This is a genomic window from Streptomyces sp. A0592 (assembly GCF_004795115.1).
In the GTDB taxonomy this organism is placed as follows: Bacteria; Actinomycetota; Actinomycetes; order Streptomycetales; family Streptomycetaceae; genus Streptomyces; species Streptomyces erythrochromogenes.
Genome location: NZ_SSBM01000028.1, coordinates 20,052 through 36,121 on the forward strand (window position 1 = coordinate 20,052; position 16,070 = coordinate 36,121).

The window sequence follows — 16,070 nt, forward strand, 5'->3', positions numbered from 1 at the left end:
GCCGTCGGCCGCGGGTGGTCAGATCAGCCCGTTGCGCAGGGCGTAGCCGACCGCGTGCGTCCGGTTGCGCAGCTGGAGGCGCGTGATGACCTCGTGCAGCACGTTCTTGACGGTCCGTTCGGAATACGAGGTCTTGCGCGCGATCTCCGCGGTGTCCAGGCCCTCCGACACCAGGCGCAGCATGTCCGCCTCCCGCGAGGTCAGGGTGGACAGGGACACCGAGCGCGGATCGAGCGCGGAGCGCTGCAGGCTGCCCATGTGGTCGAGGAGTTTCGCGAGCAGGTCGCCGGGCAGCACGCCCTCGCCGTTCGCTATCGCCAGGACCAGCCGCAGGAGCCGGTCCTGGTCGGCCTCGGCGCGCCGCAGCACCGCGCTGACCCCGCATTCGATGGCGCGCTGCAGCGCGTCCCCGGACTCGAAGGTGCCGACCACGAGCCCGGTGCGGGTGTCGGGGTTGTGCCGCAGCCGGTACAGCAGGGCGGCCGTCTCGTCGTCGACGCTGTCCACGGTCACCAGCGACACCTGAGCGGCGTCGGCGTCCGCGTCGGGGACGAGTTCGATCTCGGGGCGTTGGCGCAGCTGGTGGACGACCCCGACGCGCAGGATGGGGTCGGAGGCGTACACGGCCACGGTCACCCGTCGGCCGACTCTGCGGGGAGGGGTCGGGGTGGGGGGCTGAGCCATGCCGGTACCGGGAGTGAGGACGGGGCTGTTGTTGTCAGCGCAGCGCATGTGTCGTACCTGTTCCGTGATGCGTATGTGGGGTAACGGAAGCGGCCGGCCTGGACGGATCTCGACGCTGAGATCCAACCGACAGCCGTGCATGAGGAGTTGAGGAAGTCTGTGGGGGCATGCGGACTGCCCGGGGCCTTGCCCCCGCGTCCGTGGTGGCGGCCGGGGCGCCGCCGTAGCGTCGTGGCGTGACATCCCCAGCTGCATCTCCCAGCCCTGGCGCGCCCGTTCTCGACATCGAGCCGGTGTCGGTGATGCCGGGTGGTATCGCCACCACGAGCCTGACCGTTCGCAACGACAGCGACATCGTCGAGGCGTACCGCCTGGAAGTCGTCGGCGACTGCGCTGCCTGGACCACGGTGGAACCCGAGCGCGTCTCGCTGTATCCGGGAACCTCGGAAACGGTGACGATCCGTCTGGCGCCGCCCCGTTCGCCCCAGGTGCGGGCCGGGGACGTACCGCTCGCCGTGCGCGTGCTGCCCACCGAGCAGCCCGAGGCGGTGCGGGTCCCCGAGACCACCGTGCATGTGGAGCCGTTCCGGGAACTGCGCGCAGAGAGCGCTCCCAAACGCCGCCGCGGATGGCTGCGCGGTCGCTACCGCATCGCCGTGCGCAACGAGGGGAACGCCCCGGTGAAGGTGGGCTTCACGCCCGCGCAGCCGGGCGAGGAGCTGAAGTTCGACTTCGCCCCGCCCACGCTGAAGCTGGAGCCGGGTGAGTCCGCCGAGGTGGTGCTGAAGGTCCGCACCGGCAGCCCGGTGTGGTTCGGATCCCCCGTGACCTGGCCGTTCACCGTGGAGGTGGCCGAGACCGCGGAAGGCGGGGACGGCGAGGACGCCACGGCGCGTTCCGAGGAGGAGGCCGTACGGGCTCCGCTGGAAGTGGAGTTCGTCCAGATCCCGATCTTCCCGACGTGGCTGCTCGCGGTGCTGGCCGCACTGCTCGCGCTGCTGCTCGCCTGGTTCATGCTGGTGCGTCCTGCCGTGCGCAGCACGGCCAAGGAGGCCGCGGCCGAGGCCGCCAGGAACCCGGCGCCCGCCGCGGACGCGGCGGGGCAGACCCCGGTGGCCGGCGGCGGCAAGCAGCCGGGCGGCGCGGGTGCGGGCCCGGGCGCGGCCAAGGGCAACCAGCCCGGTGCGGGCGGCGGCGGTTCGGGTACCGGAGCCGGCGGCGGTGGGGGCGGGCTGCAGAGCTCGGCCACCATCGACCTGCAGACCGGAGGCGGTCAGAGCAAGACCGGCTCCTACACGGTGCCGGCGGGCAAGGTGTTCGGGATCACGGACCTCGTGGTCGCCAACTTCCAGGGCGACGAGGGCGTGGTGACGATCAACTTCGGTGATCGGAAGATCACGACGATCGCGCTGGAGACGTTCCGAAACCAGGACTACCACTGGGTCACCCCCATCAGCATCACCGAGAGCCAGACTGTGACCGTCCAGGTGACCTGTGCAAAGCCGGGCACGCCGGCCACCGGCCGTCAGGCGCAGGAGTGCCACGAAGTCCTCAACGTGAGTGGTGTGCTGAGCGACCTCAGGTGACCCGAGCGGCACGGACATCGTCCGTCAGGCTCGCCCAGGAACAAAGCGGACCCGCACCGGTCCGTCCGGAAAGTGCTTACCGGGCGGACTGGTGACGGGTCGTCGGCATTCCCGCCTTCCGGTGCGGTTACGCCGTTCCACGGCTATTGCCTGTCTACTGGGCGGTAGCAAGGCAGCCGAAAAAATATGGCCGTATTTCGACTCTCGCGTCCCGCCCGCAACTCCCCGCTCCCCGCCCCGCCCGGGTCGTGACAGCGGGTAGCGGCATGTTCAGGCCAGGGTGGTGCAGCCCGGATCCGGGGGAACCGGCCGGGCTCGGGAGAGCGGAAGGAGAGGTCAGGGCCAGACCAGGCAGTACGGCTGGTGGCCGGCCTCGTGGAGGCGGTGGCTGAAATCCTGCCACTCGTGGAGCAGCTGGTAGACGTTGAAGGCGTCGCTCGGGCCGCCGCGGTCCGGGACCGTGGACCAGATGAAGGCGGCGGCGCCCACCGACTCCTCGCCGATCCCGCGGAGCGGGTCGACCACCGTCATCGGGAGCTTGACCACCGCGTAGTCGGGGTGGAGGACGACCAGCTCCAGCGGGGGCACCTTGTGCAGGGGTATGCCCTCGATGCCGGTCAGGACCATCGCGGCCACCGTCTCCGGCTTGATCTTGGTGAAGAGGCCGCCCATGCCGAGCTCGTCGCCGCCGAGTTCCTCCGGCCGCATCGTCACCGGCACCCGGGCCGCCGTCGCGCCGTCCGGCGCGCCGAAGTACTTGTACGTCACTCCCATGCCGCGGCCCCTGGGCGCGTCCTCCGGTGCCGTCGCGGGCTCCGGTACGGCGTCGGCCGCCTCGGTGGCGCGCCGACGGTGCTTGCCCCGGCGGCGGGCCTCGCGGGCTTCGCGGGCGCGCTGCGGATCGAGGCCGTCCGTACCCTCGCCCGGTCCACCACCGCGTTGCATATCTCCACCCGACTGGTCTTGCTTGCCACGGCCCCGCGTCCCCCGCCACGCAGCCTGATCATCATGGCAGTGACCTCCCCCGCGGCGACGCGGTGAAACGCCCGCCCGCAAGTCTGTCGCAGCCTCTGAGACCATGGCTTGTGTGAGCTACCCGTACCCGTATGAAGCCCCAGTTTCGCAGACGCTCTTCGAGCGCGCCTCCCTCGTGACCCCCGGCGGCGTGAACTCTCCCGTGCGCGCCTTCCGCGCCGTGGGCGGTACGCCCCGGTTCATGGTGTCCGGCACCGGTCCGTACCTCACCGATGCCGACGGTCGCGAGTACGTGGACCTCGTCTGCTCGTGGGGGCCGATGATCCTCGGCCACTCCCACCCCGAGGTGATCGAGGCCGTCCAGGCGGCCGTCGCACGCGGCACCTCCTTCGGTACGCCCGGTGAGGGCGAGGTGGCGCTCGCGGAGGAGATCGTGGCGCGCATCGAGCCCGTGGAGCAGGTGCGCCTGGTGTCCTCCGGGACGGAGGCGACCATGTCGGCGATCCGGCTGGCGCGCGGCTTCACCGGTCGCGCCAAGATCGTGAAGTTCGCCGGCTGCTACCACGGTCACGTGGACGCCCTGCTGGCCGCCGCCGGTTCCGGACTCGCCACCTTCGCGCTGCCCGACACCCCCGGCGTCACGGGTGCGCAGGCCGGCGACACGATCGTGCTGCCCTACAACGACCTCGAAGCGGTCCGGGCGGCCTTCGCCGCGCACCCCGGCGAGATCGCCTGCGTGATCACCGAGGCGGCGCCCGGCAACATGGGCGTGGTCACCCCCGCCGAGGGCTTCAACCAGGGCCTCGCGGACCTGTGCCGCGAGAACGGCGCGCTCTACATCTCCGACGAGGTCATGACGGGCTTCCGCACCTCCCGCGCCGGCTGGTACGGCATCGACGGGGTCAAGCCCGACCTGATGACCTTCGGCAAGGTCATGGGAGGCGGCTTCCCCGCCGCGGCGTTCGGCGGCCGCGCCGACGTCATGGGCCACCTCGCCCCCGCGGGCCCCGTCTACCAGGCCGGCACGCTCTCCGGCAACCCGATCGCCACCGCCGCCGGCCTCGCGCAGCTGCGCCTGCTGGACGCGGCGGCGTACGAGAAGGTCGACGCGGTCTCGGCGGAGATCCAGGGCCTGGTCACCGCGGCGCTCGCGAAGGAGGGCGTGGCGCACCGCCTGCAGACCGCGTCCAACATGTTCTCCGTGTTCTTCACCGAGGACGTGGTGCGCAACTACGACGACGCGAAGAAGCAGGAGGGCTTCCGCTTCAACGCGTTCTTCCACTCGATGCTGGCGCAGGGCGTCTACCTGCCGCCGTCCGCCTTCGAGTCCTGGTTCGTGTCCACCTCCCACGACGAGAAGGCGATCGAGCGCGTCGCGGCAGCCCTTCCGGCCGCCGCCCGGGCCGCCGCGGAGGCCACCGCATGAGCGCCGAAGGCCGCGACGTGAAGTCCGACATCACCGTCGTGCACCTGGTGCGCCACGGTGAGGTGCACAACCCGGACGGGGTCCTGTACGGGCGCCGCGAGGGCTACCACCTCTCGGAGCTGGGCCGCCGGATGGCGGACCGGGTCGCCGAGCACCTGAAGGGCCGGGACATCACCTACGTGGTGTCCTCCCCGCTGGAGCGGGCGCAGGAGACGGCCGAGCCGATCGCCGAGGCCCACGGCCTGGACCTGGCGACGGACTCGCGGCTGCTGGAGGCGGAGAACGTCTTCGAGGGCAAGACCTTCGGCGTCGGCGACGGCGCGCTGCGCAAGCCGGGCAACTGGAAGCACCTGACGAACCCGTTCAAGCCCTCCTGGGGCGAGCCGTACGTCGAGCAGGTGGTCCGGATGATGAGCGCGCTGGAGGCGGCGCGCGACGCGGCCCGCGGCCACGAGGCGGTGGCGGTCAGCCACCAGCTGCCGATCTGGATCGTGCGCAGCTTCGCGGAGAAGCGCCGGCTGTGGCACGACCCGCGCCGCCGCCAGTGCACCCTCGCGTCCCTGACGTCCTTCACGTTCCAGGGCGACAAGCTGGTGTCGGTGGGCTACAGCGAGCCGGCCCGGGACCTGGTCCCGGTCCACCTGCTGGCCGGGGCGAAGCCGGTGAAGGGCGCGTCCAAGGCCTTCGGCGCCTGATCCGACGGTCTGTTACGGGCCGTTACAGGTCTGTCTAATTAAATACAAGATGCGCGGGAATCACCGTGTCAGCACACATGTCCGGTCAACTTGTCCGTTTATATGGACTTTGGGCCGGGTGCGGTGACGACGATGGGGACGGTGACATGCGCGACATCAGGGGAGTCAGTCGGAGGGGGTTGCTGGGACTGGGACTTGGCGCCGCGGCCGCGATGGGAGTCGCAGGCTGCGGATTGCCCGATGTGTCCGGTCCCGGCGCTCCCGGACCCGTGAAGAACCCGAAGCCCGGTGAGAAGACGCCGGCCAGGCCCATCGGTGACGGCTCCACCGCCGACACCGGCCCGCAGCCCCATCAGCCCGACCGGCCCGTGCCCCTCCAGCCGGGCGAGACGCCGCCGCAGTTCGTCGTCTTCAGCTGGGACGGCGCGGGGGAGATCGGCAACGGCCTCTTCCCGCGCTTCCTCAAGCTCGCCAAGGACCACGGCGCGGCCATGACCTTCTTCCTCTCCGGCATCTACCTGCTGCCCGAGTCGAAGCGGAGCCTGTACCGGCCGCCCAACAACCCGGTCGGCGCATCCGACATCGGCTACCTCAAGGACGAGAACGTACGCGCCACCCTGAAGTACGTCCGTGAGGCGTGGCTCGACGGGCACGAGATAGGCACGCACTTCAACGGCCACTTCTGCGGGGGCCCCGGCTCCGTCGCCCGCTGGACGCCGGACGACTGGCAGAGCGAGATCGACCAGGCCGTGTCCTTCGTCACAGGCTGGCGCACGAACACCGGCTTCACCGATGTGGAACCGCTGCCCTTCGACTACCGCAAGGAGCTGACCGGCTCCCGCACCCCCTGCCTGCTGGGCCGGGACAACCTCCTGCCGACCGCACAGAAGCTCGGCTGGCGCTACGACTCCAGCTCGCCCGGCGGCCTCCAGGTGTGGCCCGTGCGCAGGTCGGGCGTCTGGGACCTGCCGCTGCAGTCCCTGCCCTTCCCCGGGCACTCCTTCGAGGTGCTGTCGATGGACTACAACATCCTCGCCAACCAGTCGAAGAACACCACGAAGGGCGTGCCCGCCAACTACCCGGCCTGGCGCACCCAGGCCACGGCCACCTACCTCGGCGGCTTCCGCCGGGCCTACGAGACCAACCGCGCACCGCTCTTCATCGGCAACCACTTCGAGGAGTGGAACGGCGGCATCTATATGGATGCCGTCGAGGAAGCCCTCAAAGGCATGGCGGGTAAAAGGGATGTAAGGCTCGTATCCTTCCGGCAGTTCACCGACTGGCTGGAGGTCCAGGACCCCAAGGTGCTCGACCGGCTGCGCACCCTCGGCCCCGGCCAGTCGCCCTCCGGCGGCTGGAACACGTTCCTCACCGCCACCTGACCACCACCCGACCATCGCCTGACCAGGGCATTGGCTCCCGTCCGGGGGGTGCGGAAAATCCGCGAATTGCTCATGCGAAACTTTTCACATGAGCCTTAGCCGCGCCCCCCGACGCCGCTCACCCAGCGGCCGCGCCCTCCTGCTGACCGCGGTGACCGTCACCGGCGCCCTCACGCTCACGGCGTGCAGCGGTTCGGACAGCGGCAAGCCGACCGGCAGCGGCGGCAACTACGTCACGGGCGAGAGCGGCATCACCACCGCTGCCAAGGGCGAGCGCGCCGAGGCGCCGGGGCTCGACGGCAAGACCGTCGACGACAAGAGCCTCGACACGAAGGCCCTCAAGGGCAAGGTCGTCGTCCTCAATGTGTGGGGCTCCTGGTGCCCGCCGTGCCGGGCCGAGGCCCCGTCCTTCGCGAAGGTGTCCAAGGAGCTCACCGACGCCGGCAAGGACGTCGTCTTCGTGGGCCTCAACGTTCGCGACAACAGCAAGCAGAACGCCGCCGCCTTCGAGCAGACCTTCGGGATCACCTACCCGAGCCTGTACGACCCCGACGGCAAGCTGCTGCTCCGCTTCCCCAAGGGCAGCCTCAACCCGAACGCCATCCCCTCCACGCTCGTCCTGGACCGGGAGGGCAGGATCGCCGCACGCACCCTGGCCCCCCTCAGCGAGGAGCAATTGCGCTCGATGATCGACCCCGTCCTCGCGGAGCAGTGACCTCGTGGTCGAGTACGTCCTCGCCGCCGGGGCCACGGGTGTGAACGAAACGGTCCTGAACGGCGCCCTGCTGCTGGCGGTGCCGATCGCGCTCCTCGCGGGACTCGTCTCCTTCTTCTCGCCCTGCGTCCTGCCGCTCGTCCCCGGCTACCTCTCCTACGTGACCGGCGTCAGCGGCGCCGACCTCGCCGAGGCCCGCCGCGGGCGGATGCTGGCGGGCGCGCTCCTGTTCATCGCCGGCTTCACCGCCGTCTTCGTCTCCACCGGCGCGCTCTTCGGCTTCTTCGGCCAGACCCTCAGGGAGAACACCGAGATCATCTCCCGGGTGCTGGGCGGCGTGGTGATCCTCATGGGCCTCTTCTTCATGGGCGCCATTCCCGGCCTGACGATGCGGGAGTTCCGTTTCCACAGGAAGCCGACGGCCGGCCTGCTCGGCGCGCCGCTGCTCGGCGTCCTCTTCGGCGTCGGCTGGACCCCCTGCATGGGCCCGACCCTCGCAGCGGTCAGCACGCTCTCCCTCGACCAGGCGAGCGCCGGCCGCGGCGCGCTGCTCACCGTCGTCTACTGCCTGGGCCTCGGCGTGCCCTTCATCCTCGCCGCGGTCGCCTTCCGCAAGGCGCTCGGTGCATTCGGCTGGGTGAAGCAGCACTATGCATGGGTGATGCGCATCGGCGGCGGCATGCTGATCCTCACCGGCCTGCTGCTCGTCACAGGTTTGTGGGACAGCATCGTCACCGACATGCAGAGCTGGACCCAAAGCTTCACGGTGGGGATCTGAGGAACCGACGGACATGAGTACGACAGACAAAGCGTCCACCGAGACGTCGCCCGAGCCCTCCCCGGCGGACCCCGCCGAGGCCGCGGCCGGCTCACAGCTCTCCACCGCACCCGTCGAGGACAGAGGTCCCGTCGGCATCGGCGTGATCGGCTGGGCCCGCTGGTTCTGGCGGCAGCTCACCTCCATGCGGGTGGCGCTGATCCTGCTCTTCCTGCTGTCCCTGGGCGCCATCCCCGGCTCCCTCGTCCCGCAGACCAACGTCGACGCGCTCAAGGTCGCCCAGTGGAAGAAGGACCACCCTTCCTTCGTCGGCGTCGCCGATGCGCTCCAGCTCTTCGACGTCTACAGCTCGGTGTGGTTCTCCGCGATCTACCTGCTGCTGTTCATCTCGCTGATCGGCTGCATCGTCCCGCGCTCCTGGCAGTTCGTCGGCCAGCTCCGCGGCCGACCGCCGGGCGCCCCCAAGCGGCTCGACCGGCTGCCCGCCCACACCACCTGGCGCACCGACAGGACCCCGGACGAGGTCCTCTCCCACGCGAAGACGCTGCTCGCGGGCAAGCGCTTCCGCACCGAGACGGGCAGCGGCACCGTCGCGGCGGAGAAGGGCTACCTCCGCGAGGCCGGCAACCTGATCTTCCACGTCGCGCTGATCGTGATGCTCGTCGCCTTCGCCTGGGGCCAGTACTTCAAGTCCGAGGGCGGCAAGCTGGTCCTGCGCGGCAGCGGCTTCTCGAACACGCTCACCCAGTACGACGACTTCAAGCCCGGCACGCTCTTCCACCCGGACGACCTGCCGCCGTTCAGCTTCACGCTGGACCGCTTCGACGCCACCTACGAGATGTCCGGCCCGCAGCGGGGCACCCCGCGCGACTTCAAGGCGTACGTCACCCTCAGCGAGGGCGCCCACGGAAAGCCCGAGAAGCGCGAGATCCAGGTCAACAAGCCCCTGGAGATCGACGGCTCCAAGGTCTACCTGCTCGGCCACGGCTACGCGCCGATCATCTCGGTGACCGACTCGACCGGGAAGGTCGTCTACAAGGACGCCGTCCCGGTGCTCCCGCAGGACGGCAACCTCACGTCCACCGGAGCCATCAAGGTCACCGACGGCTACAAGGACAAGGACGGCAAGCCGGAGCAGCTCGGCTTCACCGCCGTCTTCGTGCCCACCTTCGCCGGCGAGGGTCACGGGACGATGTTCTCCCAGTTCCCCGCCCTCCTGAACCCGCAGCTCATGCTCAACGCCTGGCACGGCAGCCTCGGCGTGGACTCGGGCCTGCCGCAGAACGTCTACCGGCTCGAAACCTCCAAGATGGAGATGTTCAAGGACGAGTCGGGCCAGCAGCTCATCAAGAAGCTCGCACCCGGCGGGACGATGGACCTGCCGAACGGCGCGGGCACCGTGAAGTTCGAGGGCATCGAGCGCTGGGCCACCTTCTCCGTCACCCAGCAGCCCGGCAGCGGCCTCGCCCTCGCGGGCGCGATCGCCGCCATCGCGGGCCTGGCCGGATCGCTGTTCATCCAGCGCCGCCGGATCTGGGTGCGCGCGGTGGCCGGCAAGGACGGCGTGACCGTCGTCGAGATGGCGGGCCTCGGCCGCAGCGAGTCCGCCAAGCTCCCGGAGGAACTGGCGGACCTCGCAGCCACGCTGCACCAGCAGGCGCCCAGCGTGTCTGATCCTGTTGAAGAAACCCCTGAAGGAGAGCGCGGATGACGCCGCTCGCAGCCGCAGCCAACGAGAACCTGGCTGAGATCAGCAACTACCTGGTCTATTCGTCGATGGCGGTCTACACGCTCGCCTTCTTCGCGCACATCGCCGAGTGGACCTTCGGCAGCCGCAGCAAGGTGGCCCGCACGGCCGCCGCGCTGACCGGCACCGCCGGGGCCGGGGCCGCGGCCCCCGCCGTGCAGGTGCGCGGCAAGAACGGTGCCACCGCCGTACTGGACCGGCCCAAGGTCACCACCCGCTCCGGCGCCGGCACCCGTGACGTCCCGGACGGCCCCGGCGCCGCCGGCGGCACCGTGCAGGGCGACCTGTACGGGCGGATCGCGGTCTCGCTGACCGCGCTCGCCTTCCTCGTAGAGGCGGCCGGCGTGGTCACCCGCGCGATGTCGGTCGAGCGGGCCCCCTGGGGCAACATGTACGAGTTCTCGATCACCTTCTCCACGGTGGCCGTCGGTACGTACCTGGTGCTCCTCGCCCTGAAGAAGAACGTCCGCTGGCTCGGCCTGATCCTGGTCACCACCGTTCTGCTCGACCTCGGCATCGCGGTCACCTGGCTCTACACCGACAGCGACCAGCTGGTCCCGGCCCTGCACTCGTACTGGCTGTGGATCCACGTCTCCACCGCCATCTTCTGCGGCGCCGTCTTCTACCTCGGCGCGGCCGGCGCGGTCCTCTACCTCTTCCGCGACTCCTACGAGGCCAAGCTCGCCGGCGGCGGCAAGCCCGGCAGGATCGCCTCCTCCGTCCTGGAGCGCCTGCCCTCGGCGGCCTCGCTCGACAAGTTCTCGTACCGCATCAACGCGGCCGTCTTCCCGCTGTGGACCTTCACGATCATCGCGGGCGCGATCTGGGCCGGCGACGCCTGGGGCCGCTACTGGGGCTGGGACCCCAAGGAGGTCTGGTCCTTCGTGACCTGGGTGGCGTACGCCTGCTACCTGCACGCCCGCGCCACCGCCGGCTGGAAGGGCCGCAAGGCCGCCTACCTGGCGCTCTTCGCCTTCGCCTGCTGGATCTGGAACTACTACGGCGTGAACATCCTGCTCAGCGGCAAGCACTCGTACGCGGGCGTCTGACCGGCGGGAGTGGGACGCTGGTGGCATGTCCCTCGTGAGCCATGCCACCAGCGAACGGCGCGGCGAGAACCACTGGCTGCTCCGCTTCGAGCTGCACCTGCCGTACTCCTACGAGGCCCTCTGGCACGCCCTGACCACGCCCGACGGGCTGCGCGGCTGGCTGGCCGAGGCCGACGTCCTGGAGCGGCACCTCGGCGGGGCCGTCACGCTGCGCCGGCTGACCACCGGGACGGTGGTGAGCGGCCACGTCTCGGCCTGGGACGTGGAGCGCGTCGTCGAGTACACGGTGGGCCCGCACGGGCGGATCCGCTTCCACCTGGAGGCCGTCGGCACCGACTCGACGGTCATCCGGTTCATGAACGAACGCGGCGGATCCGACGAGGACCGCCTCGACTGCCTGGCCGACTGGCACGAGCACTTCGAGCTGCTGGACGCCGCACTGGCCGGACGCCCGACGGACTGGTCCGCACGGACCGACACCCGCCGGGCGCGGCTGCGCGAGTCCTACGGCGCCTTCACCGCGGTCCGCAAGGCGTCCTGAGACCTTGCGGCGCGAGCCGCACCCCGCGCGCCGCACCCCGTGCGCCGCGCGCCGCACGCGCCGTTCACCAGACCGGGCGCAGGGGCGGCAGCCCGTCCTCCCCGTGGAGCGTGCGCACGACCCGGCCCAGTTCCCGGCGCAGGGCGCCGACGTCCGCGCTGCCGGCGAGCTCGGCCTCCAGCTCGTGCAGGACCCGGCCCGCGACGGCGAGGTGATCCCGGGCCGCCCCGGTCAGGACCACCAGCTTGCGGCGGCCGCCCTCCGGGTGCGGCTCGCGGCGGACGTAGCCGCGCCGCTCCAGGTCGTCGACGATCTGCCCGGCGGCCTGTTTGGTCACCCCGAGCCGCTCGGCGAGCTCGGTGGCGGTCCCGCCGCGGCCCTTCAGGGCCTGGAAGGCCATGCCGTGCACGGGCCGCAGGTCCGCGTACCCGAACTCGGCGAGGCGCCGGGTGAACTCGCCCAGCACCAGCTGGAAGCCCAGGCCGAGCAGGAAGGTCAGCTCGACGTCGGCGTAGTCGTCTCTCGTCACGCAAATATGGTGACACGACTGAGTCAAGCTGCTTTACTCGTGATGAGTAAAGCAGCTTGACTCAGTCGTCGGAGGAATGAGGACCCGCCTTGTACGTCATCACCGCTTGCCCCGAGCACGTCACCGCCACCCCGAACGCCACCATGACCGGCCTCGCCGCCCCCAGCCGCGGCAGTTCCGAGCTCAGCACCTGGCACGTCGACATGCCCGCCGGCGCCACCGGCCCCGAGCACACGGTCAGCCGCGAGCAGGTCTGGACCCTCACCGCCGGCTCCCTGGAGGTCACCTTCGACGGCCGCACCGAGCGGGTCACCGCGGGCCAGACCCTGGTCCTCCCGGCGGACGCGGCACGCAGGATCCATGCCGCCGAGACCTTCCAGGCCTACGTGGCGATGCGCGCGGACGGCGTGGTGTCGGTGCCGGGCGAGGAGGAGCCCCGCATCCTCCCGTGGGCCCGCTAGGCCCGTCGGGTCCGGTCGCCTAGTCGGCGTCCCTGCCCTGGTCCTTGCCGTTGTCCTTGTCCTTGTCCCGGTCCTTGTTCTCCTGCTCCTCGCGCAGGGACTTCAGGAACTCCGGGTTGTCGTCGGGGGCCACCCACTGGCCGCGGCCCCGGGACCCGCGCCCGCCACCGCCGGAGGCCGCCCGCTTCTTGCCCGCGAACAGCCACACCACCGGCCCCACGATGGAGAAGAGCAGGATGATGATCACCCACATCGCCTTGGGCAGGTGCTTGACCTCTCCCTCCGGCGTGTTCAGGCAGTCGATGAAGGCGTAGATGGTCAGCGCGAGGATCAGCAGGAACGGCAGATAGCGCAGCACGGTGTGGGACCGACTCCCGGGCAGTGGCGGCGGACCCGCAAGGGGCCCCGGTGACGCTCCCAGCGTAGTTGGTGACGGATACTGGCCCCTATGGCTTACGACGATCTCCGCTCGCTGCTCCGGGCTCTGGAGCGAGAGGGCGACCTCAAGCGCATCAAGGCCGAAGTCGACCCGTACCTGGAGGTCGGGGAGATCGTCGACAGAGTGAACAAAGCGGGCGGTCCCGCGCTGCTCTTCGAGAACGTCAAGGGCTCGGCGATGCCGCTGGCCATGAACGTCTTCGGCACCGACCGCCGCCTCCTCAAGGCCCTCGGCCTCAAGTCGTACGCCGAGATCAGCGAGAAGATCGGCGGTCTGCTGAAGCCGGAGCTGCCGCAGGGCTTCATCGGGGTCCGCGAGGCCTTCGGCAAGCTCGGCTCGATGGTCCACGTCCCGCCGAAGAAGGTGAAGGGCGACTCCGCACCCGTCCAGGAGGTCGTCCTCACCGGCGACGACGTCGACCTGGACCTGCTGCCGGCCCTCTTCACCTGGCCCAAGGACGGCGGCTCCTTCTTCAACCTCGGCCTCACCCACACCAAGCACCCCGAGACGGGCGTGCGCAACCTCGGCCTCTACCGGCTCCAGCGCCACGACAAGCGCACCATCGGCATGCACTGGCAGATCCACAAGGACAGCCGCAACCACTACGCCGTCGCCGCGGCCAAGGGCGAGCGGCTGCCGGTCGCGATCGCCTTCGGCTGCCCGCCCGCCGTCACGTACGCGTCCACCGCGCCGCTGCCGGGCGACATCGACGAGTACCTCTTCGCCGGCTTCGTCGCGGGCAAGCGGATCGAGATGGTCGACTGCAAGACCGTCCCGCTCCAGGTCCCGGCCAACGCGGAGGTCGTCGTGGAGGGCTGGCTGGAGCCCGGGGAGATGCTCCCGGAGGGCCCCTTCGGCGACCACACCGGCTTCTACACCCCGCAGGAGCCCTTCCCGGCCCTGAAGATCGACTGCATCACGATGCGCAAGCGGCCGCTGCTGCAGTCGATCGTGGTGGGCCGCCCGCCGACCGAGGACGGTCCGCTGGGCCGCGCGACGGAGCGGTTCTTCCTGCCCCTGCTGAAGATCATCGTCCCGGACATCGTGGACTACCACCTGCCCGAGTCGGGCGGCTTCCACAACTGCGCGATCGTCTCGATCGACAAGAAGTACCCCAAGCACGCGCAGAAGGTGATGCACGCCATCTGGGGCGCCCACATGATGTCGCTGACCAAGCTGATCATCGTGGTGGACAAGGACTGCGACGTCCACGACCTGCATGAGGTGTCCTGGCGGGCCCTCGGCAACACGGACTACTCCCGCGACCTGACCGTCGTCGAGGGACCGGTGGACCACCTCGACCATGCCTCGTACCAGCAGTTCTGGGGCGGCAAGGCGGGCATCGACGCCACGAAGAAGCTGCCCGAGGAGGGCTACACCCGCGACGGCGGCTGGCCCGACATGGTGGAGTCCGACCCCGCCACCGCCGCCCTGGTGGACCGCCGCTGGAAGGAGTACGGCCTGTGAGCTCCGAATTCGGTGGACCGGCGCTGTTCATCGGCGAGGACACGACGTTCATGCTCCTCGTGCGCCCGAAGCTCGACCCGGCCGACCCGTTCGTCCAGGAGGCTGCCGAGCAGGCGGGTGTCTCGGCCGAGGAGTTCGCGGGCCCCGGCAGCGAGTGGGCCCTGGTGCTGGACGACAGCTACGAGGCCGACGGCGGCTTCGAGCTGCCCGGCGTGCGTGACGCCGAGGTCGACGACTTCGCGGAGCGGCTGCAGGCCGGGCTCGGCACCGGCGAGCCGTTCACCGTCGACGCGGGTGCCGTCCTCCGGCTGGACGCCCGCCCGAGCAGTTCCGCCCGTGTGGACGAGGGCTACGTGTTCACGGTGCACGCCACCCCGCCCGAGCCCGAGGGCGCGCCCACGGTCACGCTGGAGACGGGCACCGTCGCGCTCGCGGCCCTGCTGGCCGACCTCGCAGAGTTCCGCCGGAGTCTGGCGTGACCCCGAGACTGCGGATCGGCGGCGACGAGGCCCGGCCGACCCCGATGGGGCACGAGACCCATCACCCGGACACGGAGACAGGGCCGGTTCCGCTCGACGGGCCGAGGGCCGAACTCGAACAGTTCCGGAGGGAACTCGCATGATGACCACCGCCGATGGAGTGGTCGGACAGGGGCCTGCCCCGGAGGCGGCCAACAAGGTCAGGGCCTTCCTGCGGCTGGTGATGATCGAGCACTCGGTCTTCGCTCTGCCGTTCGCCTACATCGCGGCGCTGACCGCGATGTTCCAGCTCGACCGGACCGTGCACTGGGGCAAGCTGCTGCTCGTCACCGTCTGCATGGTGGGGCTGCGGACCTTCGCCATGGCCGCGAACCGGATCATCGACCGCGAGATCGACGCCCGCAACCCGCGGACCGCGGGGCGCGAGCTGGTCACCGGCGCGGTGTCGGTCCGCTCGGCCTGGACCGGTGCGGCGATCGCGCTCGTGGTCTTCCTCGGCTCGGCGGCCCTGCTGAACCCGCTCTGCCTGGCGCTGGCGCCGGTCGCCGTCGTCCCGATGGTGGTCTACCCGTACGGCAAGCGGTTCACGAACTTCCCGCACGCCATCCTGGGGCTCGCCCAGGCGATGGGCCCCGTCGGGGCCTGGCTGGCGATCACCGGCGAGTGGTCCTGGGACGCGGTGATCCTCGGCCTGGCGGTCGGCGTCTGGATCGGCGGCTTCGACCTGATCTTCGCCTGCCAGGACGTGGCCGCCGACCGTGCGGAGGGCGTCAAGTCCGTCCCGGCCCGCTTCGGCGTCCCGGCCGCCCTCTGGGGCGCGCGCGGCTCGCACGTCGTGACCACGGTCCTGCTGGCCTGGTACGCGCTCGCCACGGACGCGGGCCCGCTGTTCTGGGCCGGCCTGGCGATCGTCGTCGTCGCCTTCGTCTACGAGCACACCATCGTGACGCCGCACGACCTGTCCCGCCTGAACCGCGCCTTCTTCACGGTCAACGGCTTCATCGGCATCGCCCTCTTCGTGTGCGCCCTGGCCGATCTCGTGGCCCGCGGCCTGACCGTGTAGGCGCCGGCCTGACGGTGGAGGCACGGGCCTGACCGTGTAGGCACCGGCCGGACC

17 protein-coding genes and 1 pseudogene are annotated in these 16,070 nt (G+C 70.5%); 14 read left to right on the top strand and 4 right to left on the bottom strand.

Annotated features, from left to right (window positions below; all coding sequences use genetic code 11):
• Positions 1 to 18: 18 nt before the first annotated feature.
• Positions 19 to 645, bottom strand: a pseudogene (locus E6U81_RS29680) (response regulator transcription factor); the annotation flags it as partial.
• Between the two features lie 341 nt (positions 646 to 986).
• Here E6U81_RS29680 and E6U81_RS29685 point away from each other — a divergent pair.
• Positions 987 to 2,270 (top strand): hydrolytic protein, encoded by a 1,284-nt coding sequence (locus tag E6U81_RS29685; RefSeq protein ID WP_206310046.1) that lies wholly within the window; start codon positions 987 to 989, stop codon positions 2,268 to 2,270.
• 336 nt (positions 2,271 to 2,606) lie between these two features.
• Here E6U81_RS29685 and E6U81_RS29690 read toward each other — a convergent pair whose 3' ends face one another.
• Positions 2,607 to 3,215, bottom strand: a complete 609-nt coding sequence (locus E6U81_RS29690) for a hypothetical protein (RefSeq protein WP_136233115.1) — start codon at positions 3,213 to 3,215, stop codon at positions 2,607 to 2,609.
• A gap of 133 nt (positions 3,216 to 3,348) precedes the next feature.
• Between E6U81_RS29690 and hemL the strand changes: the two genes are divergently transcribed.
• From hemL to E6U81_RS29730, 8 genes are all read left to right on the top strand, one after another.
• Entirely contained in the window at positions 3,349 to 4,671 is a 1,323-nt protein-coding gene (gene hemL, locus E6U81_RS29695; protein WP_136233116.1) for a glutamate-1-semialdehyde 2,1-aminomutase, read from the top strand.
• Complete coding sequence (locus E6U81_RS29700; protein WP_136233117.1) at positions 4,668 to 5,366, top strand: histidine phosphatase family protein; 699 nt, start codon at positions 4,668 to 4,670, stop codon at positions 5,364 to 5,366. Before hemL ends, E6U81_RS29700 begins: the two co-directional genes overlap by 4 nt.
• Positions 5,367 to 5,521: 155 nt before the next feature.
• Complete coding sequence (locus tag E6U81_RS29705; RefSeq protein WP_136233176.1) at positions 5,522 to 6,748, top strand: hypothetical protein; 1,227 nt, start codon at positions 5,522 to 5,524, stop codon at positions 6,746 to 6,748.
• 88 nt (positions 6,749 to 6,836) lie between these two features.
• Positions 6,837 to 7,463, top strand: coding sequence for a TlpA disulfide reductase family protein (locus tag E6U81_RS29710; protein WP_136233118.1), 627 nt, complete (start codon positions 6,837 to 6,839; stop codon positions 7,461 to 7,463).
• A gap of 4 nt (positions 7,464 to 7,467) precedes the next feature.
• On the top strand, positions 7,468 to 8,241 hold the full coding sequence (locus E6U81_RS29715) for a cytochrome c biogenesis protein CcdA (RefSeq protein ID WP_136233119.1): 774 nt from the start codon (positions 7,468 to 7,470) through the stop codon (positions 8,239 to 8,241).
• 13 nt (positions 8,242 to 8,254) lie between these two features.
• Positions 8,255 to 9,952 carry a cytochrome c biogenesis protein ResB gene (locus E6U81_RS29720; protein ID WP_136233120.1) on the top strand — a complete coding sequence of 566 codons (1,698 nt, stop codon included), beginning with the start codon at positions 8,255 to 8,257 and terminating at the stop codon, positions 9,950 to 9,952.
• Positions 9,949 to 11,037, top strand: a complete 1,089-nt coding sequence (ccsB, locus tag E6U81_RS29725) for a c-type cytochrome biogenesis protein CcsB (RefSeq protein WP_136233121.1) — start codon at positions 9,949 to 9,951, stop codon at positions 11,035 to 11,037. Before E6U81_RS29720 ends, ccsB begins: the two co-directional genes overlap by 4 nt.
• Before the next feature lie 25 nt (positions 11,038 to 11,062).
• The gene (locus E6U81_RS29730; RefSeq protein ID WP_136233122.1) at positions 11,063 to 11,578 is read left to right on the top strand and encodes an SRPBCC domain-containing protein; all 516 of its coding nucleotides are present in this window, start codon (positions 11,063 to 11,065) and stop codon (positions 11,576 to 11,578) included.
• A 64-nt stretch (positions 11,579 to 11,642) separates the two neighbouring features.
• Here the strand turns inward: E6U81_RS29730 and E6U81_RS29735 are convergent, their stop codons facing one another.
• Positions 11,643 to 12,107: a MarR family transcriptional regulator gene (locus E6U81_RS29735; protein ID WP_136233123.1), complete on the bottom strand. Its 465-nt coding sequence runs from the start codon at positions 12,105 to 12,107 to the stop codon at positions 11,643 to 11,645.
• A gap of 89 nt (positions 12,108 to 12,196) precedes the next feature.
• Here E6U81_RS29735 and E6U81_RS29740 point away from each other — a divergent pair, with 89 nt between their 5' ends.
• Positions 12,197 to 12,568, top strand: coding sequence for a cupin domain-containing protein (locus E6U81_RS29740; RefSeq protein ID WP_240804086.1), 372 nt, complete (start codon positions 12,197 to 12,199; stop codon positions 12,566 to 12,568).
• Between the two features lie 19 nt (positions 12,569 to 12,587).
• Here E6U81_RS29740 and E6U81_RS29745 read toward each other — a convergent pair whose 3' ends face one another.
• Positions 12,588 to 12,926, bottom strand: coding sequence for a PLD nuclease N-terminal domain-containing protein (locus E6U81_RS29745; protein WP_136233124.1), 339 nt, complete (start codon positions 12,924 to 12,926; stop codon positions 12,588 to 12,590).
• Positions 12,927 to 13,016: 90 nt separating this feature from the next.
• Between E6U81_RS29745 and E6U81_RS29750 the strand changes: the two genes are divergently transcribed.
• The 4 genes from E6U81_RS29750 to mqnP are packed head-to-tail and all read left to right on the top strand — an operon-like array spanning position 13,017 to position 16,016.
• On the top strand, positions 13,017 to 14,474 hold the full coding sequence (locus E6U81_RS29750; RefSeq protein WP_030026270.1) for a menaquinone biosynthesis decarboxylase: 1,458 nt from the start codon (positions 13,017 to 13,019) through the stop codon (positions 14,472 to 14,474).
• Positions 14,471 to 14,953: a hypothetical protein gene (locus tag E6U81_RS29755; protein WP_240804087.1), complete on the top strand. Its 483-nt coding sequence runs from the start codon at positions 14,471 to 14,473 to the stop codon at positions 14,951 to 14,953. The genes E6U81_RS29750 and E6U81_RS29755 overlap by 4 nt, the downstream gene beginning before the upstream one ends.
• Complete coding sequence (locus tag E6U81_RS40090) at positions 14,950 to 15,096, top strand: hypothetical protein (RefSeq protein ID WP_168714770.1); 147 nt, start codon at positions 14,950 to 14,952, stop codon at positions 15,094 to 15,096. Before E6U81_RS29755 ends, E6U81_RS40090 begins: the two co-directional genes overlap by 4 nt.
• On the top strand, positions 15,093 to 16,016 hold the full coding sequence (gene mqnP / locus E6U81_RS29760) for a menaquinone biosynthesis prenyltransferase MqnP (protein ID WP_136233126.1): 924 nt from the start codon (positions 15,093 to 15,095) through the stop codon (positions 16,014 to 16,016). The genes E6U81_RS40090 and mqnP overlap by 4 nt, the downstream gene beginning before the upstream one ends.
• The last annotated feature ends 54 nt before the right edge of the window (positions 16,017 to 16,070 follow it).